The organism is Streptomyces sp. CNH287 (genome assembly GCF_000424825.1).
Genome location: NZ_AUKQ01000019.1, coordinates 1 through 24,431 on the forward strand (window position 1 = coordinate 1; position 24,431 = coordinate 24,431).

A 24,431-nucleotide genomic window follows, 5' to 3' on the forward strand; every position below is an offset into this window, starting at 1 on the left:
ATCAACATATCTGGCGTTGACTTTTGGCACGCTGTTGAGTTCTCAAAGAACGGACGCTTCCTTCGAATGCCGTCTCCGACACCCTCCGGGCTTTCCCTTCGGTATTTCGTGTTCCCGACTCTACCAGAAGAAATTCACTGGAAGTTTCGAGGGGCTTCGACGTCTCAATCCAGAAATGGAGTGCACGTGATGAAGCCGAAGAAGATACTCACTGCGGCTCCCGCTCTCATCGAGTTCGGGGCAACTGTTCGAATCTACTGCCCGCAAGGCCCCGTGTCAACGGTTCCCTTTGGACTCGGGAGACATTAGCAGGTCGGCAGAGCCGCACGCACATCAGGCTGCGGTCGGCTGCTCGGCCGGGCGGTCCGCGGCCTCCACGTCCCCCGTCTCCCCGGCCAGCACCGCCCGGCGGCCGACCACGTACACGTACGCCAGAAAGGCCAGCTCGGCGATGACGCCGATGGCGATCCGGCCCCAGGTCGGCAGGCCGGACGGCGTCACGAAGCCCTCAATCGCGCCGGAGACGAACAGGACGGCCGCCAGCCCCAGCGCCATCCCGATAGCCGCGCGCCCCTCCGCCGCGAGTGCCGTACGACGGCTGCGGTGCCCGGGATCGACCACCGTCCAGCCCAGGCGGAGGCCCGTGCCCGCCGCGACGAATACCGCCGTCAGCTCCAGGAGGCCGTGCGGGAGGATCAGCCCGAGGAAGATGTCGAGCCGGCCGGCCGAGTGCATGAGGCCGATGCCGATGCCGAGGTTGAGCAGGTTCTGGAAGAGCACCCAGAGCACCGGAAGGCCCAGGAAGGCGCCGAAGACCAGGCAGATCCCGACCGCCTGGGCGTTGTTCGTCCAGACCTGCGCCGCGAACGAGGTGGCGGGGTGGCTGGAGTAGTACGTCTCGTAGTCGCCGCCGGGACGGGTCATCTCCCGGAGCTGGTCGGGCGCGGCGATCGCCGCCTGGACCTCCGGATGGGTACCGATCCACCAGCCGATGAGCGCGGCCACGACCGTGGAGAGCAGGGCGGTGGGCACCCACCAGTGCCGGGTGCGGTAGAGCGCTGCGGGGAAGCCGGCCGTGAAGAAGCGGGTGACGTCCCGCCAGGAGGCCCGGCGGGCGCCGGTCACCGCACTGCGGGCGCGGGCCACAAGTGTGGTGAGGCGGCCGATGAGCGCGGGGTCCGGGGCGCTGGACTGCACCTGGGAGAGATGGGTGGCGGTGCGCTGGTAGAGGAAGACGAGCTCGTCCGCCTCGGCTCCGGTCAGCCGTCGGCGGGTGCGCAGGAGTGCGTCCAGCCGGTCCCACTCCGCCCGGTGGCTGGAGACGAAGACATCGAGGTCCATGGGGAGAGCTTGGCAGACGGTCCGTCCCGCGCGGCAGACTGTCCGGACGACGGTTGTGGCACTGCGAAGGAGGACAGCCGGTGAGTCAACTGGTGACGGGTGACGCGGTCGTGCTCGGGCTGCGGCCCGCGAAGCTGCCGAGCCGTGCGCTGGCCGTCTTCATCGACCTGGTGCTGGTCTGGGCGGTGTACATCCTGCTCTCCCTCACGCTGCTGACAGCCGCGCAGTCCTTGGACGACGCCGCGATGGCGGCGGTCCAGGTAGGACTCTTCCTACTGGTTCCCGTGGGTGTGCCGATCGCCGTCGAGACACTCAGCCGGGGGCGCTCGGCGGGCAAGCTGGTCTGCGGCCTGCGGGTCGTCCAGGAGGACGGCGGGCCGGTGCGGTTCCGGCACGCTCTGGTGCGCGGGGCGATGGGCCTTGTGGAGATCCAGTTCTGCGTGGGGGTCATCGCCTGCATCGCCTCGCTGGTCTCCGGCCGGGGGCGGCGGATCGGGGACGTGTTCGCCGGGACGCTGGTCGTACGGGAGCGGGTGCCTGCCGCACGGGCGGGTGCCCGGGTGCCCCCGCCGCCGCCCTGGCTGGCGGGTCACTTCGGTGAGCTGGACCTCTCACGGGTGCCGGACGCGCTGTGGCTGGCCGTACGGCAGTACCTGATGCGGGCCGGGCAGCTGGACGAGACCGTCTCGCACGCGATGGCGGAGCGGCTGGCGGAGGATGTGCGGGCCTGCACAGGAGCGGCGGTGCCGCAGGGGCTGCCGGCCGCCGCCTTTCTCGCGGGCGTGGTGGCGGAGCGGCAGGCGCGGGACGCGTACCGGGCCTTCGGGCCCGGCAGTGGCGCGCCCGCGGCTGCCGGGCAGCCGGTGCCGTCCGGGCCGGCGGTGGCTCCGCCGGTGCCGGAAGGGGCTGGTGGGGCGGGTGGGCCGGGCGGGTTCGCGCCGCCGGGTGCCGTGCCGGGTGCCGACACGGGCCGGGGCGCGGGGCGGCCGGACGAGCCACCGCGTACGCGTTCCGGCTTCGCGCCGCCCGGCTGACACGCACGCCCGCCCCGTTCAGCTGCGCCCGCGGGTCAGCCGGAGGCCGAGGGGAAGGACGAGGGCGGGGACTCCAGGTCCTCCAGCTCGATGCCCGGAGCGGCCAGGACCACGTCACCGGCCAGGTGCACGGTCTGCTGCTCCCCCGTCGCAAGGTCGCTCACCTGATAGTTATCCACAACCAGAGGGGCGTTGTCCGCCGGGTGTGTTTCGCTGGTTCCACGTGCCCAGGACTGGTCGACGGTCCGGGGGGCCAGCACGGGCGCCGTCAAGGCGACCAGGCGTGTGCGGGTCGGCAGCGCGCGGGCGGCGGGGCGCAGCAGCAGCGCCGTGGCGACGAGAAAGGCGGGGGAGGCACCGGTGAACGAGTGGGCGGCTACGTTGCCTTCCTGGGCGTCCTCTCCCGAGGGCGAGCTGCGGACCCAGGTGACGCCGTCGAGTGCGGCGCCGCGTACGCGCCAGCCCATGGCGTGCAGCTCGAGGCGTACGGGGCGTCCAAGGGCGTCGAGGGTGAGATCGACGGAGCCCACGTGGTCGCCGGCCGTACCGGTGATCTGGGAGACGTAGCGCCAGCCGGTGGGGCCGGTGGCGCAGTGGAAGTGTTCCTCGCCGAGGGGGGTGTGATCGTGCGGATCATGGAGCGAGTAGCGACCGCGTGGCATAGGGCGACTCTACGGCGGGCAGGCCGAAGGCCCCCGCCCGGCGGGGGCGGGGGCCTGGCGCGGAGGCGCTGTGCCTGTGCGGAGGGTGCCGCTCGCGGCTCAGTAGCGGTAGAGGTCCGACTTGTACGGGCCCTCGACCGGGACGCCGATGTACGCCGCCTGCTCGGGGCGCAGCGTGGTGAGCCTGGCGCCCAGGGCGTCCAGGTGGAGCCGCGCGACCTTCTCGTCGAGGTGCTTGGGCAGCACGTAGACGTCGGTCGGGTACGACTCCGGCTTGGTGAACAGCTCGATCTGCGCGATCGTCTGGTCGGCGAAGGAGTTCGACATCACGAACGACGGGTGTCCGGTGGCGTTGCCCAGGTTGAGCAGGCGGCCCTCGGACAGCACGATCAGGACCTTGCCCTCGGGGAAGGTCCAGGTGTGGACCTGCGGCTTGACCTCGTCCTTGACGATCCCGTCGATGGCGGCGAGGCCGGCCATGTCGATCTCGTTGTCGAAGTGGCCGATGTTCCCGACGATGGCCTGGTGCTTCATCCTGGCCATGTCCGAGGCCATGATGATGTCCTTGTTGCCCGTGGTGGTGATGAAGAGGTCGGCCGTCTCGACGACGTCGTCGAGGGTGGCGACCTGGTAGCCGTCCATCGCCGCCTGGAGGGCGCAGATCGGGTCGATCTCGGTGACGATGACGCGGGCGCCCTGGCCGCGCAGCGACTCGGCGCAGCCCTTGCCGACGTCGCCGTAGCCGCAGACCACGGCCGTCTTGCCGCCGATCAGCACGTCGGTGGCGCGGTTGATGCCGTCGATCAGCGAGTGGCGGCAGCCGTACTTGTTGTCGAACTTCGACTTGGTCACGGCGTCGTTGACGTTGATCGCCGGGAACAGCAGGGAACCGGCCTGGTGCATCTCGTAGAGCCGGTGGACTCCGGTGGTGGTCTCCTCGGTGACCCCGCGGATCTCCGAGGCCAGCCTCGTCCACTTGGTCGGGTTCTCGGCGAGGGTGCGGTTGAGCACCTCCAGGATGACCCGGTGCTCGTCGTTCTCGGCGGTGGAGACGGCCGGAGCGGCGCCAGCCTTCTCGTACTCGACGCCCTTGTGGACGAGGAGGGTCGCGTCGCCGCCGTCGTCGAGGATCATGTTCGGTCCGCCGGTGGGGGTGCCGGGCCAGCTGAGCGCCTGCTCGGTGCACCACCAGTACTCCTCCAGCGACTCGCCCTTCCAGGCGAACACCGGCACGCCCTTGGGGGCGTCCACGCTGCCGTCGGGGCCGACCGCGACAGCGGCGGCGGCGTGGTCCTGGGTGGAGAAGATGTTGCAGGAGGCCCAGCGCACCTCGGCGCCGAGGGCGACCAGGGTCTCGATGAGCACGGCGGTCTGCACGGTCATGTGCAGCGAGCCGGTGATCCGCGCGCCCGCCAGCGGCTGCTGCGCGGCGTACTCCTTGCGGATCGCCATCAGACCGGGCATCTCGTGCTCGGCCAGCGCGATCTCCTTGCGGCCGAAGGCCGCGAGGGAGAGGTCTGCGACCTTGAAGTCCTGCTCGGTGGTGGTCGTGGCGGTCGTCGTCATTCTTGGCTGCTCCTCGGGATGTCGAGGTGTGGCTGGCTGGTCCGTGCTGCGGCGCAGCGGGCCGACGCGTGGCGTGCCTCGTCGGGCGGCAGGGCCATGGTCTGCATGGCCTTGTCCGCCGGCGGGCACACGTCTCCCCTGCTCGCAGCACAGTCCGTCGGAGGCCCTCTCTCCCTCGGTGATCCGGGTACGGATCGCCCGACCGCCATCAGCAGCGACGTCTGTGCTCTACGAATCTACACCGCTCCCCCAGTCGAGCGGATGGCTTCGTACCGGTGCAAGACCGACCGTGGGTCGGTTTTCGGCCCCGGCCCGGTGTGGCCGGGGGCACGGCCGGGCCCTCGGCGCGCGACGAGGGCCGAATCCGACTCCTCGCGGTGGGACGGGAGGTGGGCGTCGCGGTGGCTACGTGGCGTCGCCGCGGTATATGTCCGGCTCCAGGTAGATCACCCGTGCGATGGGCACCGCCTCGCGGATGCGCTCCTCCGCGGCGTTGATCGCGTGCGCGACGTCGGCCGCCGTGTCGTCGTGACGCACCGCCACCTTCGCGGCGACGAGCAGTTCCTCCGGTCCCAGGTGCAGCGTGCGCATGTGGATGACGCGGGTGACGGTGTCCTCGTCGACAAGCGCCTCGCGGATGCGCGCGACCTGGGTGGCGTCGGCCGCTTCCCCGAGCAGCAGCGACTTCGTCTCGGCCGCGAGGACGATCGCGATGAGCACGAGCAGTACGCCGATGCACAGGGTGCCGATGCCGTCCCACACCCCGTCGCCGGTGGCGAGGGCGAGCCCGACGCCGCCGAGCGCGAGGATCAGGCCGACGAGCGCGCCGAGGTCCTCGAGCAGCACGACGGGCAGTTCCGGAGCCTTGGCCCGGCGAACGAACTGCGTCCAGGTGAGCTTGCCGCGAACCGCGTTCGACTCCTTGATCGCCGTACGGAAGGAGAAGGTCTCGGCGATGATCGCGAAGACCAGGACACCCACCGGCCAGTACCAGTGGTCGATCTCGTGCGGGTTCTTGATCTTCTCGTAGCCCTCGTAGAGCGCGAAGACGCCGCCGATGGAGAAGAGCACGATCGCGACCAGGAAGCTGTAGACGTATCGCTCCCGGCCGTAGCCGAAGGGGTGTTCCTCGCTGGCCGCCTTCTTCGCCTTCTTCCCGCCGAGCAGGAGCAGCGCCTGGTTGCCCGAGTCGGCGACGGAGTGCACGCCTTCGGCGAGCATCGAGGAAGAGCCACTGAAGGCGAAGGCCACGAACTTGGCCACCGCGATGGCCGCGTTCGCGACCAGCGCGGCGACGATCGCCTTCGTTCCGCCTGCTGCACTCATACGAAGGGGGGTCCCTCTCTCGGGGTGGTTTCGGTGCCCCGGCCGCCGCCTTGTCTAGACGGCCACGGTGGCGCGGAAGAGCGTACCGTCACCCGAGACCTCGGGGCGGCTCCATGCGCTCACATACGCCGACTGCCCGCGTTCCAGGACCAGTTCGGAGCCGTCCGCCAGGTCGCGCAGGCGGGCGCGGCCGACCGTGCACAGCAGGATCTGGGGCGTCCCGCCGCTCAGTTCCCGGCTCCGGCCGCCCGGTGCCAGGAGCAGCCGGGAGAGCCGGAACTCGCCGACGGGAGTCGCGTACACCTCCTCACCGGCGCCGTCCGGCTCCGGGCGGAGGATCTCGGGGGCGCCGCCCTCGAAGCGGACGACGCGCAGCAGTTCCGGCACGTCGACGTGCTTGGGGGTCAAGCCGCAGCGCAGCACGTTGTCCGAATTGGCCATCAGTTCGACGCCGAGTCCGGAGAGGTAGGCGTGCGGGACGCCCGCGCCGAGGTACATGGCCTCGCCGGGCTGGAGCCGTACGTGGTTGAGGAGCAGCGCGGCGACGACGCCGGGGTCACCGGGGTAGTGCCGGGCGAGCGAGGCACTGGCGGCGTACGCGGCCTGCGGCGTACCGGCCGGGGCGGTGCCGCCGTCACCGCCGCCGAGCCGCTCGGCGGCGGCGGCCGTCAGGGCGACGGTCTCCGCCAGTGCCGCTCGGTCGGCGGTCAGCAGCGCGGTGAGCACCTCGCGCAGGGCGTCGCCCTCCGGGCTGGCGCGCAGGATGTCCGCGTACGGCTTGAGGTCGTCCACGTCCAGTCCGGCCAGCAGCTGTGCGGCTTCCGGCGCGCGCCGGAAGCCGCACAGCCCCTCGAACGGGGTGAGGGCGCAGAGCAGTTCGGGCTTGTGGTTGGCGTCCTTGTAGTTGCGGTGCGGTGCGTCCGGAGGTACGCCGTCCGCTTCCTCGGCCGCGAAGCCCTCGGCCGCCTGCGTCAGATCGGGGTGCACCTGGAGCGAGAGGGGCGAGGCCGCCGCGAGCACCTTGAACAGGAAGGGCAGGCGCGGCCCGAAGGCCGCCGTGGCTGCCGCGCCCAGCTCGCCCTGCGGGTCGGCCGCGATCACCTCCGGGAGCGTGGCCGTCCCGGCACCGCGGTCGACGCGCGACGGGGCGCCGGGATGCGCGCCCATCCACATCTCGGCCTGCGGCTCTCCGGTGGGCGGCACGCCGAGCAGCTCGGGCAGTGCGGTGGCGGAGCCCCAGGCATAGGGGCGCACGGAGTTGTCGAGACGGTCCATGGCGTGCGGGCTTTCCTGACTCTGTGTACGGCCGACGGCCAGGAGGCGGCGACCTGCCGGCGATGCGGTTGCTGGCGATCAGGATGCGTCGCCGACGGCAAGCGTGAGGTAAACGGCGGCGAAATCCAGCGTGGCGATCAGCTCGGCCGCGGCTTCCAGCGGGCTGCTGCCCTCGGCGGGCTCCAGTTCGCTCAGCGGCGTGTCGTGTGCGTACGCCAGCTCCCGGGCGGCGACGGCCGCCGAGTCCCGCGCCAGGCCCTGCTCGCGCAGGAGTACCACCCGGGGGTGCAGCGACTCCGGGTCCTCGACGCGGTCGCGGAAGAAGTCCTGCTGCGGATCGCCCGCGGTCGTGAGCGCACCGGTGAGCATCGCGCCGTGCGCCTCGAGTGCCTCGGGCAGCGGAGCTGCCAGCGCGGGCCGCCCGGCGAGGGCGCCGAGGAGGGTGGCGGCGTGCCGGGCGGCAGCGCCCGCGAGCGGGCCCTCGCTCCACAGCAGCGGCAGCGAACCCGCCAGCTCCACGGCCAGCGTCTTGCCGGGGTTGCTGTAGGTGTCGACGGCAGGGCCGCACCGCTCGGCGACGCGGTCCAGCCGGTCGGCGAGCTTCTGGAGCGCGGTCGGCGGGGCGGAGACCAGGCCGAGCCGGTCGACGAGCACGAGGAGCGGGGTGATCAGTGCCCACAGGGTGCCGGGCCGGGTGACGGGTGTCCGGGCCGGTACGGGGGCGCCGTCCCGCTCGTGGGCGGCGGGCTCGTAGCGGGTGGGCTCGTAGCCGGCGGCGGGGCTGGTCGCCAGCGGGACGGCCAGCCCGCGGGTCTGCCCCATCGCCTCCGTCAGCGCGGAGCGCGGCGGGGCGACGGCCACGACGGTGCATCCGCGCCGGTACGCCTGCTCGACGAGCGCTTCCAGACCCGGTTCGTCGCCGCCGGAGGTGATGAGCAGCAGCAGGTCGAGGGGGCCCGCCCAGCCGGGCAGGACCCAGCCGAGCGCGGCGGGGGCCGCGAGGGCGCCGGTGGGGCGGAGCAGCGTGACCGGCAGGCCGCCGTTGCAGAACGCGCCGAGCAGGTCGGCCACGCAGCCGGCGGCCGGGCCCGGCCCGGCGACCAGGACGGAGCGGGGCCGCCCGTCGGGCTGCAGTCCGGCGAGCCCGGCGTCGTCGGCCTGCCGTATGGCGGTGCGGGTGCGGGCCCCGGACTCCGCCGCGCCGAGCAGCAACCCTGCCGCGTCGGCGCGGGCCAGCGCGTCGGGTGCGTCCAGCAGGGACTCGTCAAGCATGGGTTCGAGCCTCCGATCAGTCGTCGGGCAGGCGTCGGGCGGGTGTCAGCCGGGGCGGCGTGCCTCGTCCACGAGCAGGACCGGGATGTCGTCCCGGATCGAGTACGCGAGGCCGCAGTCCGCACCTCCGGTGCAGACCAGCTCGCCGCCGGAGGAGGCGTCGGCCTCCGCGTCCGGGCCGTCGGCGCCCGGCTCCTCACGGAGCGGCGCGTGGCACGCCGGGCAGGCGAGGATCTCGAGAAGGCCGGCTTCGAGCGGCATGGGGGATGTCCCTTCAGAGGCGGGCGGCGCTGTGCGGCCCAGCGTACCGCCGGGCCGCAGCGGGGCGCGGACCAGTCGCGGGCGGCTGGCGGTTCACCGGCCGGACCGCCGCCGCGCGGCGGTGCGCAGGTGCGCCGGAGCACCGGAGCGGCCGGAGCCCTCCGCCCGCGACGGCCGGGGCCGCCGTCAGCCGCGGATCAGGCCGAGAACCGTGTCGCGGACCTCCGCGACGGTATCCGCGTCCCGCGCCTCCACGTTGAGGCGCAGCAGCGGCTCGGTGTTGGAGGGGCGCAGGTTGAACCACCAGTCGCCCGCCGTCACGGTCAGCCCGTCCAGCTCGTCGAGGGTGACGCCGTCGCGGCCGGTGTAGGCCGCGCGCACGGCGACGGAGCTGGCGGCCTGGTCGGCGACCGTGCTGTTGATCTCCCCGGATGAGGCGTAGCGGTCGTACGCGGCCACCAGTTCCTCGAGCGGCCCGCTCTGGCCGCCGAGCGCGGCCAGTACGTGCAGGGCGGCCAGCATGCCGGTGTCGGCGTTCCAGAAGTCGCGGAAGTAGTAGTGCGCCGAGTGCTCGCCGCCGAAGATCGCGCCGGTCGCGGCCATCTCCTGCTTGATGAACGAGTGCCCGACACGGGTGCGTACCGGCTTGCCCCCCGACTCCCGGACGACCTCGGGCACCGACCAGGAGGTGATGCAGTTGTGGATGACGGTGGCGCCGGGCGACTTGGCCAGTTCGCGTGCGGCGACCAGCGCGGTGATCGCGGAGGGCGAGACCGGCTCGCCACGCCCGTCGACCACGAAGCAGCGGTCGGCGTCGCCGTCGAAGGCGAGCCCGAGGTCGGCCCCGGTCTCGCGTACGCGCGCCTGGAGGTCGACGATGTTGGCCGGGTCGAGCGGGTTCGCCTCGTGGTGGGGGAAGGTGCCGTCCAGCTCGAAGTACATCGCGTCCAGCGTGAGCGGCAGCCCGTCGAAGACGGTGGGGACGGTGTGGCCGCCCATGCCGTTGCCCGCGTCCACCACGACCTTCAGCGGGCGGATCGCGGAGAGGTCCACCAGGCCGCGCAGATAGGCGGCGTAGTCGGCGAGGGTGTCGCGCCGGGTGAGCGAGCCCTCGGGCGCCTCCGTGGCGGGCGGCCCGGCGGAGCCGTCGGCCGACCACTCCTCCACCAGCGCGCGGATCTCGGCCAGCCCGGTCTCCTGGCCGACGGGTGCCGCGCCGGCCCGGCACATCTTGATGCCGTTGTACTGGGCCGGGTTGTGCGACGCGGTGAACATCGCGCCCGGCAGCCCCATGCTGCCGCTGGCGAAGTAGAGCTGGTCGGTGGAGCACAGCCCGATCAGGGTGACGTCCGCGCCCCGCCCGGCGGCGCCGCGCGCGAAGGCCTCCGACAGGCCGGGCGAGGAGGGCCGCATATCGTGCCCGACCACGATCGCGTCGGCGTCGGTGACCTGTACGAAGGCCGCACCGAACAGCTCCGCGAGCGGCTCGTCCCACTGGTCCGGTACGACACCGCGCACGTCGTACGCCTTCACGATCTGCGACAGATCAGCCACGGCGACCAAGCCCTCCAGGAGTCCTCGAACGGAGCCCCAAACCTACCCGCAGGCGCGGCGGCGGCAGTTGAGGAGGGCGTGTTACGGCCATGGTGATCTTCAGGACCCCGACCGCCAGGCACCCGCGCCAGGCACCCGCGCCAGGCACCCGCCTCAGGGCTCCGGTGAGCGGAGCACCCGCAGGTGCCCGCGCCGGGCGACCTCCATCGGATCGGCGTCGCGCCCGCCCGGCCCCATCGGGGGCGGCTCCCCGCGCCCCGGCCTGCCGCGGTGCGTACGGGCGGCCTCGCGTACGGCGTCCGCCAGGGCCTCCAGGTCGTCGCCGCTGGGGCGGGGCGGGGCCGAGTCGAGCGCGAGCCGGACGACTTCCCAGCCGCGCGGGGCGGTCAGCCGCGCCGAGTGCTCGGCGCACAGGTCGTAGCAGTGCGGTTCGGCGTAGGTGGCGAGGGGGCCGAGCACGGCGGTGGAGTCCGCGTAGACATAGGTCAGCGTCGCCACGGCAGGGCGACCGCACGCGGTGCGCGAACAGCGGCGTACAGGACTCACGACGTTGGACGGTACCGCACTCTTGAGCGGGCTGCGACGACTCCACCGGACGTCACCCCGCCGTGTCGTGCCCGCGCGCCCGCGCCCGCCCGCGCGCCAGGCTCCTGCCAGGCGCGCGGACCGCGCCGTGCGGCGGGGCGCGGCGGGTGCGCGTGGCGCGCCCGCGCGAAGGCTAGGCTCAGAGGTGATGAGCGACCCGGTCCCGCCCCGCCCCGCCGAATCGCGGCCACGCCGCCGCGACCGCCACGGCCGTGGCATGCGCGGCCCGGTCGCCCCGCCGCAGGTGCCGCTGGCGACCAGCCGGGCGGAGCGGTTCGACGATCTGGTGCGTGACTCGGCCGACCGGCTGGAGCGGTACTGGCCCCAGCTGGCGGGGGTCGACTTCGCCGTGCAGGAGGTACCGCGCGCGGACGGCGGCGAACTCGAGGAGGCCGCCGCCGTACCGCTGGGGCGGGTCGTGCCGGCGCACGCCGACCGCCCTGACTGCGTGATCGTCTACCGGCGCCCGGTGGAGCTGCGGACCAAGACCCGCGACGACCGCGCACTGCTGGTGCACGAGGTGGTGGTCGAGCAGGTCGCCGAACTGCTCGGCCTCTCCCCCGAGTCGGTCGACCCGAGGTACGGACAGGAGTGACGGCGGCGCGCGCGGCAGGCGTACGCCGCGTACGTCCCGCCCGCCGCGCGCCCGGCCCGGCTCAGCGGCCCGTCAGCATCGACAGGTCCTGCTCCGCCGCCGGTACGGAGACGGTCCCCTCGTCGTCCGGCAGCGACTGCACCGTGAACATCGGGATGCCGTCCTGCTTCCGCTCGAGCGTGCGTGCCGCGTGGACCTCGCCTCCGGAGAGCCGCTCGACCGTCAGGGCATACGCCCCCTTGCCGCCCGCCGGGACGGGCGGGGTGACGGCCAGCGTGGCACCGGCCTTGACCGTGTAGTCCTCGGTGCGCGGCGTCCCGCCGCCGCTGCCCGGCGACGCGGTGACCCGTACCCGGGCCGACTTGCCGGGCGCCACCAGCGAGAGCGTCGTGCCCTTGGCCCGGTTGTCGGCCGCGGTGGCGCGCTCCTCGACGGGGGCCGTGGCGGGGATGAACGCCGTCTCCTGCTCGGCGCCCTTCCCCCTGGTCACGCGCAGCGCGGCGACGACCGGGGCGGCCTTGCCCTCGCCGGACGGCGAGAGGATCAGCGAACCGGCCTCGCCCCTGGTCAGGTCCGCGAGGTCGACGGCCATGCTCATGCCCGCCTTCACGTGCAGCGTCTCGTGGCCCGCCGGGGTCAGCTGCCCGGTCGGTGCCGCCAGCCGTACCTTCAGGTCCGCGTCCTCTCCGCCCGGGGCCACCACCATCAGGCGTACGGACGTCGCGTCGGCCGGGATGCCGGGCAGTACGGCGGTCGGGCTCGGTTCGGCGGCCGGGGGCAGCCAGTCGCCGCCCAGCTTCGTGTCGAGCGCCTGCACGTGGGCGGCGACCCGGCCGGAGCGGACGACGGCGTGGACCGCCACGTTGGTGACCGGCTCGGGGGTGAGCGTGGAGAGCAGCACCGGCACGGTGGAGCGCGCCGGGACGCTGATCTCTTCGCCCGCGGCCGTCTTGATCCGGCCGTTCTTGCCGTACAGCTCCAGGTCGACGACCGCGGAGGACTGGTCCGGGTTGGTCAGGTGGACGTAGTCCTGCCGCTCCGCCGCGGTGCTCGCGGCGGGGAACCAGAAGTCCGTGTCTGCGTCCGTACAGACCGCGCCGTGCAGGCCGCGGCCGGCTCCGGCGCTCACGGTGGTGGTCTGCTGAACGGTCCAGCCGGGGGCGAGCGGGCCGTCGGCGGAACCGATCAGGGCGGGGGCGTCGGAGCGGTCGGTGCGGGTGGCGACCGGCTTGCCCGGCTCCTTGAGGGGGAGCACGGGCTTGGTGCGCGCGCCGTCCCCGCCGTCGTCCTTGTCAGCCTTGTCGTCCTTGTCGTCTTTTCCGTCCGGGGCGGCGGGGTCGGAGTACTCGGCAGGGAACAGCTCCGCGCTGCCCTTGCCGCCGGCCCCGCCCTTCGGCGTGAACGCCGTGTACTCGGTCTCGCCCAGTTCCGACGTGGTCGGCTTCGGGCACAACCGGGTGGACCGCTCCACGGGCAGCCGCTCGGTCGACGAAGCGCTGTCGGCCGTGTCCCCGGAGTCCTCGGGCACGGTGAGCGCGCCGACACCGGTGACCGCGGCGAGCGCGGTGACGGCGCCGATCAGGGCGAGGGTGGTGCGGTTCACTGCTGGTCGCTCCTGTTGCCGTACGGGGTGCCGTCGTAGCCGTCGTAGCCGTCGTAGCCGCCGGGGTCGTAGCCGTACGGCTCGGCGGGCTGCTGCGGCTGCGGCTGCCAGTCGCCGTAGGGCGGCTGCTGCGGGGGTTGCGGGGGCGGGGGCGGGGCCTGGTCGTACCCCTGGTCGTACTGCGGCTCGTAGGGCTGGCCGTACGGCTGCTGGTAGCCGCCGTTCCCGTAGTCCTGCGACGCGTGGTCGCCCCCGTGGTCAGGCGCGAACTGCGGCTGCGGCTCGTACGGAGGCTCGTACGGCGCCTCGTGCACCGCCTCGTACGGCGGCTGCCCGGGCACCGGCGGCGCTCCGGCCGCCGCCTCGGCTCCCCCCTCCGCCTCGCTCTCGGCCCCCGCCTCCGCCGCCGCGCGCAGCCTGCGCGCCCGCCGCCCCTCACCCGCCACCGGCTGCGCGGGCACGGGCGCCGCCGCCACCTCCGGCAGGTCGTCGTCGACCTCGCGCCGCCGCCCCGGCAAGGCGAGCACGAGCACCACGACGGCGAGCAGGCCCTGCGCCCACACCCATCCGGTGTGTGACAGCGGAGTCTCGTACGTCAGGTCCAGCCGCCCGCCGTCCGTGGACAGTTCGAACCCCTGCGCCCAGCCGTCGACGGTGACCGGTTTGAGCGGCTCGCCGTCGAGCGTGGCCTGCCAGCCGCCGTCCGCCGCGTCCGCGAGGCGCAGGACCCGGCCGTCCGGCCCGGAGGGGATATCGGTGTGCGCCTCGACCGGCCCCGCGGCGACCGGCACGGGCGCGGTCACCGCACCCGCGGAACCGTCCTTCCGCGCTCCGGTGCCCGGCACGATGGAGACCCGCGAGACGTCCGCCTCCACACTCCACAGCGCACTGCCGTCCTCCTGGCTGAGCCGGGTCAGGCCGGGGGTCGCGTCCAGCACCCGGCCCATCTCGCGCGGCGCGCCGTCGCGTACGAGCACGTAGCGGACGGCGTAGCCGCCCAGCTGGCTGGTCTGGTCGGCGCCGGAGCCCGCGACGAGGTTGGCCACGACGCCGCCGAGCCGGTCGTCCTCGCCCGCGGCGGCGGTCAGTTCGGCGTCGCCCAGTCGGGCGCCGGAACCGCGCACCAGCGCGTACGAGACGCCGGAGTCCCGCGCCGAATCCGCGGCGAGCACGAGCGTACGGGCCTGGTCCTTGGTGCCGCTCTCCTCCGCGACGAACGCGGGCACCTGCACCGGGTCGCGCCGCGAGAGCGGCCCGTCGGCGCCGTCCGACATCCATCCGGCGGCGGCGATCAGCGGGGCGAGCACGGCGGCGGCGGCGATCAGCGCGGCGACCGGCTGCTGCCAGCCGAAGCTGCGCGAGGCGACGCGTTCGCGCGCCCCGTCGGCGCCCACGGCCGCGGCCGACAGCAGTGCCAGGCCGTAGACGAGGGTGGCGGGACCGGCCCAGCCGGAACCGTTGGTGAGGGCGGCGAAGAGCAGCCCGGTCAGCGCCACCACCCAGGCGGCGAGCGTCGCGCGGCGCCGGTCGGGGCGCAGCAGAGCGGCGAGGGCGGCGAGGACGATCCCGACGAGCAGCAGCCCGGCGGGCGTCCCCGGGCCGCCGGGGGTGAGGGTGAGCAGGTCCAGTGCGTCGGCGGAGCCCTCGCCGTACGGCAGGCCCGCCTCGTCGAGGAAGCGGGACGGGCTGCCGAGCAGCGTCATCGACCACGGTGCCAGCAGCACCAGAGGAGTGGCCAGCACGATCAGGGCGCGCAGCGCGGTGCCGGCGAAGTTGCCGCCCGCTGCCACGCCCGGGAGGACGGGCAGCGCAAGCACGACGAGCACGAGCACCAGCGTCAGCGGCCACACGACCGGGGTGAAGGCGGTGGTGAGGGCGAGCAGCAGCGCGAAGCCCCAGGCCGCGCGCCAGGAGGCGGCGCCGCGCAGTCCGCTCGCGGCGACCGCGGTGCGGGCCAGCAGCGGCAGAGTGATCGCCAGTACGGCGGTGCCGATGCGCCCGCCCGCCAGCGCGCCGGTGGCCGCAGGCAGGAAGGCGTACGCCACGCTCGCCCAGGCGCGTACCAGCCGGGATTCGGCCAGCGGGCGGGAGGCGAAGTAGGCGGTCAGTCCGGCCAGCGGCACGGAGCAGACCAGCAGCAGGGTGAGGGCGAGCCCGGTGCTGCCGAGGAGCAGGGTGGCCAGCGCGGCGACGATGCCGAGGTAGGGCGGCGCGGTCTCGGTGCCGCCGATGCCCACCGGGTGCCAGCCGTCGTAGACGTGCGACCACAGGTCGGAGGCGTCGGCGGGCGCGGGCAGCAGGGCGCCGCCCGCCAGCGCGCCGCCGCCCAGCAGGGAGCGGCAGGCGACGAGCGAGACCAGCAGCAGGACGCCGAAGAGCAGCGGACCGGGCTTGTGCGCGAGCCGCTTGAGCCGGGCGAACTGCTCGACCTCCAGGAAGTCCGCGTCCTCGTCCCCCGGCCCGGACTCGACGGCGCCGTGCCGTCCGCCGGAGGAGGGTTCGGCCTCGGTACGGCCGCCGAGGCTCCCGGCGATCTGCTCGACGGTGGCCCGTACGGTCGCGCCGGGCGGCGGGAAGAGCGCCCGCAGGTCGCCTTGGCTGACCGCCGGTTTGCCGCGGCTGCGCCGCGCGCCGGTGATCCGCAGGGGCCGCAGCAGGGTGCCGAAGAGGCCGCCCACCTCGTCGAGGGCCTGGCCGGGCACCTTGCCGACGAGATACGCCAGGGTGCGCACCAGGGTGCCGAGCACCAGCCGGAGCAGCACCCAGGGGAGCACGGCGGTGCGGCTGTTGGCGAGCAGCGTGTAGACGGCCCCTGCCTTGTCGACGCGGTGCGGGCTGGCGCCGCCGCCGCGCCCCACGCAGTCGACCGGACGGCGCTCGCGGGAGGCCGCCTCGGCGTGCCGCAGCACGGCGTCGGGGACGACGAGCACCCGGTGCCCGGCGGAGTGGGCACGCCAGCACAGGTCGACGTCGTCCCGCATGAGCGGGAGTCGCTGGTCGAACCCGCCGAGCTGCTCGAAGACGTCGCGGCGGATGAGCATCCCGGCGGTGGAGACGGAGAGGACGGGCCGTACGAGGTCGTGCTGCCCCTGGTCCTGTTCACGCCGCTCGACGCCGGTCCAGCGGCGTCCGCTGTGGGCGATGGTGACGCCCGCCTCGAGCAGCTGCCGGTGGTCGTACCAGCTGCGCAGCTTGGGTCCGGCGATCACGACCGAGGGGTCGGCGTCGACGACGTGCAGCAGCCGCTCGAGCGCGTCCGGCTCGGGGGCGCAGTCGTCGTGCAGCAGCCACAGCCACTGGACGGGCTCGCCGTAGGGGAGTTCCGGCATGTCGTAGGCGTCGTCGCGCCAGCTGCGGGTGGCCGGGTCCCAGCCGCTGGGCCGCTTGAGATACGGGAGGTCGTCCGGGGTGAGCACCCCGGCCGTACGGACGGCCTCCTCCACGGCGGTGCCGAAGCCGGTGCGCCGGGCCATGTGCAGCACCCGTGCGGGGCCGAGGGACTCGGTCAGGAGGGTGGCGGAGTCGTCCGCGCTGCCGGTGTCGGCGGCGACGACGTTCTGGACCGGGCGCTCCTGGCCGGTCAGTCCGGCCAGCGCCTCGGGCAGCCAGCGTGCGCCGTCGTGCGAGACGATCACGGCGGTGACGACATGCCTGGCGTAGGCGGGCGGCGTCGGGGTGGAGGTCAACCCTGCTGTGGCCGCCTCGTGTTGGGCCGCCGAGTGACTGTGCACGGACATCGAGGTAGGGGCCCCGTTTGGGTGGACTGCGGTGGACGCGTACGCCCCCTGCGGGGGCCGACACGTCTCGGACGGTGCCCCACACTAACGGCTCGGCGCCGGGCCGGTCCTCGTCCCGCCCGCGCTGCCTCCGCCCGGCCGCCGCCCGGCCGCCCGCGGCCTCACGGGGAGGGGCCGGACATGCGGACGGGCCGCCTCCGGCCCGGGTGGGGCGGAGGCGGCCCGTACGTCAGCTGATCAGGTGCGCGACCCGCTGACGGTCAGCGGCCGGTCACTGGAAGCTGATGGGCACGGCCACGGGCCCGCCCACCTCCTCCCAGGCGACGACCTGGCACTGGCTCACGGCACAGTCGACCGTGACGACCTGACCGGTGGACCAGTCGGTCGCCTGGAACGTCTTCTTCACGGTGTAGGAGGCCGAGAAGGTGCCGTCCGCCGCGGCCGGGGTGTGCACGGTGTCGTTGGCGCAGATGGTGTCCTGGACGCACTGGCTCACGCCGACGTTGGTTCCGGCGGTGTAGCCCGTTCCCGCCACGGCCACGGACTGACCGTCGGTCAGACCGGTGCTCGGGGTGACGGTGACCGCCGGAGCGGCCGACGCCGAGGCGGTGCCGGCGAACAGGAGCGTCGCGGCGGCCGCGGCGCCCACGGCGCCGATCTTGGAGAAACGGGAACGGTTCACGAGCATGTTCATCTCCACCTCATGCAGGTTGGGGTGCCTTGCACTGATCGCGCGCTCTCACACTGGGCGACGCCGAGGGAGCCTCACTTGAGCCTCACTTGAGTCCCGCAGACGGTGTCCGGCCGGCCGGTGCTCGCACCGGGCTCGCTTCACAGGTGGGGGTAAGGGCCGGGGGGCAGCCGGGTTTCCGGCCGGGAGTCAGGCCGCGTAGAGGTCGAACGTCGAGGTGCGGCGCGGCCCGGCGACGACTTCGAGCTGCGGGTCGACGGCGAGCATCGCCTGGTGCAGCCGTTGGAGCCGGGGGGAGGGTTCCACCCCCAGGTCCTCGATGAGCCGTCCGCGCAGCCGGCGGTAGGCGTCGAGCGCGGACGCCTGGCGCCCGGAGCGGTAGAGCGCCACCATGGCCTGCGCGTGCAGGCCCTCGTGCTGCGGGTGCCGGCCGACCAGGTCGGCCAGTTCGGCGATGAGTTCGGTGTGCCTGCCCAGCCGCAGCTCGGCGTCGATCCGCCGCTCCATGGTGACCAGGCGGCTCTCCTCGAGCCGGGTGACCTCGTTCTCCAGGACCGCGCCGGCCCGTACGTCCACCAGCGCCGGGCCCGTCCACAGTCCGAGGGCCGCCCGGAAGGCGCGGGCCGCCCGGTCGTCGTCCCCCGCCTCGAACGCCTGCCGTCCCTGGGAGACCAGGCGTTCGTACTCGTGCGCGTCCAGCCCTTCGCAGGGGAGCTGGAGGCGGTAGCCGCCGTGCTGGGTGGCAAGCACTTCTTTGGCCGAGGCCGCGCCGGCCGCGCCTGGTTCCAGCACGGCGGCCATCCTTCTTCGTAACTGGAGGATGTACGTCTGCAGAGTGGTGAGCGCGCTCGCCGGGAGGTCCGCGCCCCAGATCTCCTCCATCAATGTCTGAACGGGCAGGACCCGGCCCGGACAGAGGGCGAGCAAAGCCAGTATCTGCCGGGGCTTTCCCGCGGTCGGAACTACGGAGACGCCGTTGACCTCGACACTCAGCGGCCCCAGAACTTTCACCTTCACTGCTTCCTCCGTACCTCGCCGGACTCCTCCGATTCCGAGCCGGTACCCGAGCCGTAGATTCCGTCCTGCCGCGGGCTGCCTTTCCTTTCACTCGGCGCCACGAACAAGCAAATACATAAGCGTTTTCGACCTCTCACTCGGTCAACCTCCATTATTTTCCAACACATTCCTCCGGTGAGCAGGAAATGGAAGCGGCAGAGGTGCCGTTCGGGCACCACGGCCCGCGAAGTGCGCCCCTTCGGGCGCGGCCCGGACTCGTACGGCCACCGGGGAACGGGAACAGCCGATCACCAGACGGCGCCCTCACCGGGCAGCGGACGCAGGGCACGGGCCGTGCTCGCCGAATTCACGGAAGCCGGGGCAGCCGGGGCAGCCCGTCGCGCACTCCCCGGCCGACGGCACGCGGAAACGGGCTCAGCCGCTCCTCCACACTCCCCCGCGGTCGGCGAGCCCAGCACTGCGGTGCTCATGCTTCCCCCAGTTCGAGCATGCGGCGCGGGCCACGCGAACTCACCGTGTCCGCTCCTGAGACGGGACTTACCACACCGGACGTACACGAACCATATGATTAAAGAAACAGCGCAGACGGTTTGTCAACCCTTGGTAGTCCTCGTTTTTTACCCCCGCTTGGTGAATACGCGGCGTCAGCCGCGCGACAGCGCGCGAGGGTTGCGTGATACGAACACCGGGCCCGCCGCCACACGAAGCGATCCGACGACCCGCTCCACCCGCGGAAGCGGTCACGACAGGTCCGGGCGCGACGGGGATTGGGTGATCTGCGATCGAGTCGCGATCTTCACCTGTGCGGAGCTGAACGGAATTCGTAATTCCAGAAAGAATTCGGAGCGCCGCCACGGAGCGGCGGGCACGGCCCTGGCCGCGTGGGCCGCCCCCGGGGGCAGCCCGGTGGATCTCTGCGGAGCGGTCCGCGGTGTCCGGTGCCGTGCACGGCGAGGCGGAGGACCACCCTTCCGCGGGGCGTACCCGGGCGACTCCGACCACACGGCACAGCACGGCGCGGAGCCGGGCGTCGCGGGCCCGAAGGGACCCACCGGACCGCCCTCAGATGGCCGCCTTCTTCAGCCGCCGGCGCTCGCGCTCGGAGAGCCCGCCCCAGATCCCGAAGCGTTCGTCGTTGGCGAGTGCGTACTCCAGGCATTCGGAACGGACCTCACACGCAAGACAGACCTTCTTCGCCTCACGCGTAGATCCACCCTTCTCGGGGAAGAACGACTCCGGGTCGGTCTGGGCGCACAGCGCGCGCTCCTGCCAGCCGAGCTCCTCGTCCGCCTCGTCGACCAGCAGTTGTTCGAACAGCTCGGTCATGTGCGCGCCCCTCGTCCGTCTTTACGTCCCCGTGATGCAGCCGTTACCGATTCCGCCTGAACGACACGAGTGAAATTACAAGTGCGCCGATCCGGGCCAGTCAAGCCGAGATCTGCTATTGCGCCCGTTATTCACTCTGCGGAACCAAGGAGATCCGGTAAGTCTTCAAATAGCTACAAACTATGACATACCCGCCGAGCGGATGATCACTCTGTGCAGTCCTTGCCCGGAAGTCGGCCTCGGTCGAACATCCCCCGCCTCGCGCACCGCGACAAGCTCGGTCACGACAGGATCACAGAATCACAACGACGCTCCCCTGCGGGGTTGTTGCGCCACTTGTCCGCGATGAGTCGTGCACAAACCTTTCTCCACCCAAGGCCACCGGATGCGGTGAATCCGTACGCCCGAACGCGGGTGCTCAGTTGACAACGCCCCCGCGCAACGGGTCTCCTTGTGCGCATGTCTGTGCCCCGTTCGCTCCACCCGACCCGCTTCGGCCGGTCGGGCTGCGCCGCGTCCGGGCACTGTTGCTGTCGCTGCTGTTGAGGCGTCTCCACCCCGCCCAGCCCTCCGCAGAGGGCTGCTGAGCGCGGACTCCCCACCGGCCTCCGCCGGATCTCCAGCCCGACACGACCCACCGAAGGCCCTCCTTCCCGTGAACTCCTCCCTGGACAGCGACCTCCAGATCGCAGGCGACCTCCTCGCCGTCACACACCTCCTGCCGCCCGTGCCCGCCCACCCCAGCACCGTCGCCGGCTTCGCCGGACTGGCCCGCACGATCGCCGCCGACCGCGACTCCTGGGTGCCGCTCGTGCGGTACGACCCCCTCACCCGCTGGTACCACCGGCTGCGCACCGGCCCCGGCTACGAGGTGTGGCTGCTCAGCTGGCTGCCCGGCCAGAGCAGCGGACGGCACGACCACGGCGCGTCCAGCGGCGTGCTCACCGTGCTGGCCGGGGAGCTGACGGAGCATGTGCGGAGCGCGGGCGGCATGCCGCGCGCCACGGCGCCGCGCGTGCTCGCACCGGGCGCGCAGCGCGTCTTCGCGCCGGGCTATGTGCACGAAGCGCTCAACGACAGCCTGGAGCCCGCGGTGAGCCTGCACATCTACTTCCCCGGGCTCACGGCGATGCCCATGCACACCGCGAACGCTCCCCGCCCCGCGCTCGCGCCGTCACCACCACCCCTCAAGGATTCAGCCTCCGGCTGACACACTGTCGGGATGCAGCGCATTGTGGTTCTGGCCGGGGGCATCGGTGGTGCCCGGTTCCTTCAGGGGCTCAGGTCCGCGGCCCCCGACGCGGACGTCACCGTCATCGGCAACACCGGGGACGACATCCATCTGTTCGGCCTCAAGGTCTGTCCCGACCTCGACACGGTGATGTACACGCTCGGCGGCGGCATCAACGAGGAGCAGGGCTGGGGCCGCGCCGAGGAGTCCTTCACCGTGAAGGCCGAACTGGCCGCGTACGGCGTCGGGCCGGAGTGGTTCGGCCTGGGTGACCGCGACTTCGCGACACACATCGTGCGGACCCAGATGCTCGGTGCCGGATACCCGCTCAGCGCGGTGACCGAGGCGCTGTGCGCACGCTGGCAGCCCGGTGTCCGCCTGCTCCCCATGACCGACGACCGCGTCGAGACCCACGTCGCGGTGACCCTGCCGGACGGCGAGGGGGACGGAGCGGGCGACCGCAAGGCGATCCACTTCCAGGAGTACTGGGTGCGCCTGCGCGCCTCGGTCGAGGCGCACGCCGTCGTGCCGGTGGGGGCGGACAAGGCCGAGCCCGCGCCGGGCGTGCTGGAGGCGATCGCCGAGGCGGACGTCATCCTCTTCCCGCCGTCCAACCCCGTCGTGAGCGTGGGCACGATCCTGGCGGTGCCCGGCATCCGGGAGGCCATCGCCGACGCGGGTGTGCCGGTGGTCGGTCTCTCGCCGATCGTCGGCGACGCCCCGGTGCGCGGGATGGCGGACAAGGTGCTGGCCGCGATCGGGGTCGAGGCGACGGCCGCCGCGGTCGCCCGGCACTACGGCTCCGGACTGCTGGACGGCTGGCTGGTCGACACCGTCGACACCGGTGCCGTGCCGGAGGTCGAGGAGGCGGGCATCCGCTGCCGCGCGGTGCCGCTGATGATGACCGGCCTCGAGGAGACCGCCCGCATGGCGCGCGAGGCGCTGACCCTGGCCGAGGAGGTCCGCGCATGACCGGCAGCACGACGGCCTATCAGGTGTGGGCGCTGCCCGGCATCCCCGAGGTGCGCACGGGCGACAGCCTGGTGCAGCTCATCGTGGACGCGGCCACCGCCGAGCCGATGCCGGGCCTGGAGGACGGCGACGTCCTCCTGGTGACCTCGAAGATCGTGAGCAAGGCGGAGGGCCGGACGGTACGGGCCGCCGACCGCGAGGCGTCCATCGACGCGGAGACCGTACGGGTCGTCGCCCGGCGTGGTGCCGCCCGGATCGTCGAGAGCAGGCACGGCTTCGTCATGGCGGCGGCCGGTGTGGACGCCTCCAACACCCCGGCGGGCACGGTGCTGCTCCTCCCCCTCGACCCCGACGCCTCGGCCCGCGCCCTGCGGGACGGGCTGCGCGAGGCGCTGGGTGTCGAGGTCGGGGTGGTCGTGACCGACACCTTCGGGCGGCCCTGGCGCGAGGGGCAGACGGACGTCGCGATCGGCGCGGCCGGGGTGCGGGTGCTGGAGGACCTGCGCGGCGGTGAGGACACGTTCGGCAACCCGCTGGGGGTGACGGTCACCGCCGTCGGCGACGAGCTGGCGGCGGCCGGGGAGCTGGTCAAGGGCAAGACGAGCGGGCTGCCGGTCGCCGTGGTGCGCGGCCTGGCCCGGCACGTCGCCCTCGGCCCGCCCGGCGAGGCGGAGGGTGAGGACGAGGCCGCGCACGGCCGCGCACAGGCCCCGCAGTCCGCGCGTGCGCTGGTGCGCGAGGCGGCCGACGACATGTTCCGGCTGGGCACTTCGGAGGCCGTACGGGAAGCGGTGACGCTGCGCCGCACGGTGCGGGAGTTCACCGGCGCGCCGGTCGACGGTGCGGCGGTACGGCGTGCCGTGGCGCTGGCGGTGACGGCACCGGCGCCGCATCACACCACGCCCTGGCGGTTCGTCCTGCTGGAGTCGGAGGAGTCCCGGAAGCGGCTGGTGGACGCCATGCGCGAGGCGTGGATCGCCGACCTGCGGGCCGACGGCAGGAGCGAGGAGAGCATCGCCCGCCGGGTGCGCCGGGGCGACGTGCTGCGGAACGCGCCGTATCTGGTCGTGCCGTGCCTGGTGATGGACGGCTCGCACAGTTATCCGGACGCGCGACGCGCCGCCGCCGAGCGGGAGATGTTCGTCGTGGCGAACGGCGCGGGCATCCAGAACTTCCTGGTCGCGCTGGCCGGGGAGCAGCTGGGGTCGGCGTGGGTGTCGTCCACGATGTTCTGCCGCGAGACCGTACGGGAGGTGCTGGAGCTGCCCGCCGACTGGGACCCGATGGGTTCGGTCGCGGTGGGGCACCCGGCGGCCCCGCCCCGGAACCGGCCGCCGCGGGACGGCGCCGACTTCCTCACCGTGCGCTGACGCCGGCGGAGCCGGCCGGAGCCCGAGGGCGCGTGCGGCCCGCGTTCAGAGGCGGGCGATGTCGCCGCGCGGGAAGCGCGGCGCGCGGCGCGGCGGCGTGCGCCCGGTGGCCAGGATCAGCCGCGCCGCACGGTGCCGCTGTCCCTCGTACGGGGCGAGCAGCTCCAGCATGCGGGCGTCGTCGGCGCCGCGTTCGCCGGTGAGCGCGTAGCCGATGATGCCCGGCAGGTGCAGGTCCCCGACGGTGACGGCGTCCGGGGCGCCGTTGCTGCGCTGGAGCGTCTCGGCGGCGGTCCAGGGGCCGATGCCGGGGATGGCGCAGAGCCGGGCCGTCGCCGCCGCCAGTTCCATCCCGGCCGCCTCCTCCATCCGCCCGGCGCGCCGCGCGGCCCGTACGACGGTGGCGGAGCGCTTGCCGTCCACGCCCGCCCGGTGCCACTCCCAGGACGGGATCATGCACCAGGTGCGCGCGTCGGGCGGGACGTGCAGCCCGCCCATCGGGCCGGGAGCCGGGTCGCCGTAGCGGCAGACGAGCAGCCGCCAGGCGCGGTACGCCTCGTCGGTGGTGACCTTCTGCTCCAGGATCGACGGAATCAGGGACTCCAGTACGAGCCCGGTGCGGGCCAGCCGCAGGCCCGGGTGGCGGCGGTGCGCGTCGTGGGTGAGCCGGTGCTGCGGGACGAAGGCGGCCGGGTCGTCGTCGGCGCCGAGGAGTCGGGGCAGCCGGTCGAGCGACCAGTTGGCGCCGGGGCCCCAGGCGTCGGCGGCGATCCGCCCGGCGCCGTCCGGCGCGACGCGCAGCGTGGCCGGGCCGGCCGGGGTCCGGCTGACCCGCCAGACGGCGCCGTCCAGCACCCGGTACGCCGGGTCGTACGGGCCGCGCCGCAGCACGCGCAGGCAGCCGCGCAGGTCGTAGGGCCCCTCGGGGGTCCACACGCGCCGCCGGGCACCGGGCGCCGCACCGGAGGGGGCGCGGTGCTGGGCGGGCACCGGCCGGGAGGGGGAGTCGGGGG

The 24,431-nt window shown here is 73.4% G+C and carries 20 protein-coding genes; 5 read left to right on the forward strand and 15 right to left on the reverse strand.

Annotated elements, in window-relative coordinates; all coding sequences use genetic code 11:
• Positions 1 to 333 precede the first annotated feature (333 nt).
• Positions 334 to 1,341 (reverse strand): stage II sporulation protein M, encoded by a 1,008-nt coding sequence (locus H299_RS0119730; RefSeq protein ID WP_027749813.1) that lies wholly within the window; start codon positions 1,339 to 1,341, stop codon positions 334 to 336.
• 80 nt (positions 1,342 to 1,421) lie between these two features.
• Between H299_RS0119730 and H299_RS0119735 the strand changes: the two genes are divergently transcribed.
• Positions 1,422 to 2,375 carry an RDD family protein gene (locus H299_RS0119735; RefSeq protein WP_027749814.1) on the forward strand — a complete coding sequence of 318 codons (954 nt, stop codon included), beginning with the start codon at positions 1,422 to 1,424 and terminating at the stop codon, positions 2,373 to 2,375.
• Positions 2,376 to 2,410: 35 nt separating this feature from the next.
• Here H299_RS0119735 and H299_RS0119740 read toward each other — a convergent pair whose 3' ends face one another.
• From H299_RS0119740 to H299_RS0119775, 8 genes are all read right to left on the reverse strand, one after another.
• Complete coding sequence (locus H299_RS0119740) at positions 2,411 to 3,037, reverse strand: hypothetical protein (protein WP_027749815.1); 627 nt, start codon at positions 3,035 to 3,037, stop codon at positions 2,411 to 2,413.
• A 99-nt stretch (positions 3,038 to 3,136) separates the two neighbouring features.
• Positions 3,137 to 4,603, reverse strand: a complete 1,467-nt coding sequence (gene ahcY, locus H299_RS0119745) for an adenosylhomocysteinase (protein ID WP_027749816.1) — start codon at positions 4,601 to 4,603, stop codon at positions 3,137 to 3,139.
• Between the two features lie 405 nt (positions 4,604 to 5,008).
• Positions 5,009 to 5,929 (reverse strand): cation diffusion facilitator family transporter, encoded by a 921-nt coding sequence (locus H299_RS35115; protein ID WP_037759750.1) that lies wholly within the window; start codon positions 5,927 to 5,929, stop codon positions 5,009 to 5,011.
• Between the two features lie 54 nt (positions 5,930 to 5,983).
• Positions 5,984 to 7,204 (reverse strand): mannose-6-phosphate isomerase, class I, encoded by a 1,221-nt coding sequence (gene manA / locus H299_RS0119755; protein WP_027749817.1) that lies wholly within the window; start codon positions 7,202 to 7,204, stop codon positions 5,984 to 5,986.
• 78 nt (positions 7,205 to 7,282) lie between these two features.
• On the reverse strand, positions 7,283 to 8,476 hold the full coding sequence (locus tag H299_RS0119760; protein WP_027749818.1) for an SIS domain-containing protein: 1,194 nt from the start codon (positions 8,474 to 8,476) through the stop codon (positions 7,283 to 7,285).
• A gap of 45 nt (positions 8,477 to 8,521) precedes the next feature.
• Positions 8,522 to 8,737, reverse strand: a complete 216-nt coding sequence (locus H299_RS0119765; protein WP_027749819.1) for a Trm112 family protein — start codon at positions 8,735 to 8,737, stop codon at positions 8,522 to 8,524.
• A gap of 186 nt (positions 8,738 to 8,923) precedes the next feature.
• The gene (locus H299_RS0119770; protein WP_027749820.1) at positions 8,924 to 10,291 is read right to left on the reverse strand and encodes a phosphomannomutase/phosphoglucomutase; all 1,368 of its coding nucleotides are present in this window, start codon (positions 10,289 to 10,291) and stop codon (positions 8,924 to 8,926) included.
• Positions 10,292 to 10,444: 153 nt separating this feature from the next.
• Complete coding sequence (locus tag H299_RS0119775) at positions 10,445 to 10,837, reverse strand: DUF3499 domain-containing protein (protein ID WP_027749821.1); 393 nt, start codon at positions 10,835 to 10,837, stop codon at positions 10,445 to 10,447.
• A 187-nt stretch (positions 10,838 to 11,024) separates the two neighbouring features.
• On the opposite strand from H299_RS0119775, the gene H299_RS0119780 reads away from it, so the two are divergent.
• Positions 11,025 to 11,471: a metallopeptidase family protein gene (locus tag H299_RS0119780; RefSeq protein WP_027749822.1), complete on the forward strand. Its 447-nt coding sequence runs from the start codon at positions 11,025 to 11,027 to the stop codon at positions 11,469 to 11,471.
• A 61-nt stretch (positions 11,472 to 11,532) separates the two neighbouring features.
• Here H299_RS0119780 and H299_RS0119785 read toward each other — a convergent pair whose 3' ends face one another.
• The 5 genes from H299_RS0119785 to H299_RS0119805 all read right to left on the reverse strand — a co-directional run bounded on the left by H299_RS0119785 (position 11,533) and on the right by H299_RS0119805 (position 19,845).
• On the reverse strand, positions 11,533 to 13,074 hold the full coding sequence (locus H299_RS0119785; protein WP_027749823.1) for a DUF5719 family protein: 1,542 nt from the start codon (positions 13,072 to 13,074) through the stop codon (positions 11,533 to 11,535).
• Positions 13,071 to 16,811 (reverse strand): glycosyltransferase family 2 protein, encoded by a 3,741-nt coding sequence (locus H299_RS0119790; RefSeq protein ID WP_027749824.1) that lies wholly within the window; start codon positions 16,809 to 16,811, stop codon positions 13,071 to 13,073. Before H299_RS0119790 ends, H299_RS0119785 begins: the two co-directional genes overlap by 4 nt.
• A 271-nt stretch (positions 16,812 to 17,082) precedes the next feature.
• Positions 17,083 to 17,499 carry an enediyne antibiotic chromoprotein gene (locus tag H299_RS0119795; RefSeq protein ID WP_037759770.1) on the reverse strand — a complete coding sequence of 139 codons (417 nt, stop codon included), beginning with the start codon at positions 17,497 to 17,499 and terminating at the stop codon, positions 17,083 to 17,085.
• Positions 17,500 to 17,691: 192 nt separating this feature from the next.
• Positions 17,692 to 18,519: an AfsR/SARP family transcriptional regulator gene (locus H299_RS0119800; RefSeq protein ID WP_027749826.1), complete on the reverse strand. Its 828-nt coding sequence runs from the start codon at positions 18,517 to 18,519 to the stop codon at positions 17,692 to 17,694.
• 1,062 nt (positions 18,520 to 19,581) lie between these two features.
• On the reverse strand, positions 19,582 to 19,845 hold the full coding sequence (locus tag H299_RS0119805; RefSeq protein WP_027749827.1) for a WhiB family transcriptional regulator: 264 nt from the start codon (positions 19,843 to 19,845) through the stop codon (positions 19,582 to 19,584).
• Positions 19,846 to 20,512: 667 nt separating this feature from the next.
• Here H299_RS0119805 and H299_RS35120 point away from each other — a divergent pair.
• The 3 genes from H299_RS35120 to H299_RS0119820 are packed head-to-tail and all read left to right on the forward strand — an operon-like array spanning position 20,513 to position 23,418.
• Complete coding sequence (locus H299_RS35120; protein WP_037759772.1) at positions 20,513 to 21,055, forward strand: cysteine dioxygenase; 543 nt, start codon at positions 20,513 to 20,515, stop codon at positions 21,053 to 21,055.
• Positions 21,056 to 21,067: 12 nt separating this feature from the next.
• On the forward strand, positions 21,068 to 22,048 hold the full coding sequence (gene cofD / locus H299_RS0119815; RefSeq protein WP_037759753.1) for a 2-phospho-L-lactate transferase: 981 nt from the start codon (positions 21,068 to 21,070) through the stop codon (positions 22,046 to 22,048).
• The gene (locus H299_RS0119820; RefSeq protein WP_027749829.1) at positions 22,045 to 23,418 is read left to right on the forward strand and encodes a coenzyme F420-0:L-glutamate ligase; all 1,374 of its coding nucleotides are present in this window, start codon (positions 22,045 to 22,047) and stop codon (positions 23,416 to 23,418) included. The genes cofD and H299_RS0119820 overlap by 4 nt, the downstream gene beginning before the upstream one ends.
• Positions 23,419 to 23,463: 45 nt before the next feature.
• Here H299_RS0119820 and H299_RS0119825 read toward each other — a convergent pair whose 3' ends face one another.
• Positions 23,464 to 24,408, reverse strand: a complete 945-nt coding sequence (locus H299_RS0119825; RefSeq protein ID WP_051262659.1) for a DNA-3-methyladenine glycosylase — start codon at positions 24,406 to 24,408, stop codon at positions 23,464 to 23,466.
• Positions 24,409 to 24,431 lie beyond the last annotated feature (23 nt).

Coding starts and splice junctions, on each gene's coding strand:
- H299_RS0119765 (WP_027749819.1), bottom strand. CDS start 8,737: ATGCCGCTCGAAGCCGGCCTTCTCGAGATCCTCGCCTGCCCGGCGTGC.
- H299_RS0119730 (WP_027749813.1), bottom strand. CDS start 1,341: ATGGACCTCGATGTCTTCGTCTCCAGCCACCGGGCGGAGTGGGACCGG.
- H299_RS0119760 (WP_027749818.1), bottom strand. CDS start 8,476: ATGCTTGACGAGTCCCTGCTGGACGCACCCGACGCGCTGGCCCGCGCC.
- H299_RS0119790 (WP_027749824.1), bottom strand. CDS start 16,811: ATGTCCGTGCACAGTCACTCGGCGGCCCAACACGAGGCGGCCACAGCA.
- H299_RS0119740 (WP_027749815.1), bottom strand. CDS start 3,037: ATGCCACGCGGTCGCTACTCGCTCCATGATCCGCACGATCACACCCCC.
- H299_RS0119795 (WP_037759770.1), bottom strand. CDS start 17,499: ATGCTCGTGAACCGTTCCCGTTTCTCCAAGATCGGCGCCGTGGGCGCC.
- ahcY (WP_027749816.1), bottom strand. CDS start 4,603: ATGACGACGACCGCCACGACCACCACCGAGCAGGACTTCAAGGTCGCA.
- H299_RS0119805 (WP_027749827.1), bottom strand. CDS start 19,845: ATGACCGAGCTGTTCGAACAACTGCTGGTCGACGAGGCGGACGAGGAG.
- H299_RS0119780 (WP_027749822.1), top strand. CDS start 11,025: ATGAGCGACCCGGTCCCGCCCCGCCCCGCCGAATCGCGGCCACGCCGC.
- cofD (WP_037759753.1), top strand. CDS start 21,068: ATGCAGCGCATTGTGGTTCTGGCCGGGGGCATCGGTGGTGCCCGGTTC.
- H299_RS35115 (WP_037759750.1), bottom strand. CDS start 5,929: ATGAGTGCAGCAGGCGGAACGAAGGCGATCGTCGCCGCGCTGGTCGCG.
- manA (WP_027749817.1), bottom strand. CDS start 7,204: ATGGACCGTCTCGACAACTCCGTGCGCCCCTATGCCTGGGGCTCCGCC.
- H299_RS0119820 (WP_027749829.1), top strand. CDS start 22,045: ATGACCGGCAGCACGACGGCCTATCAGGTGTGGGCGCTGCCCGGCATC.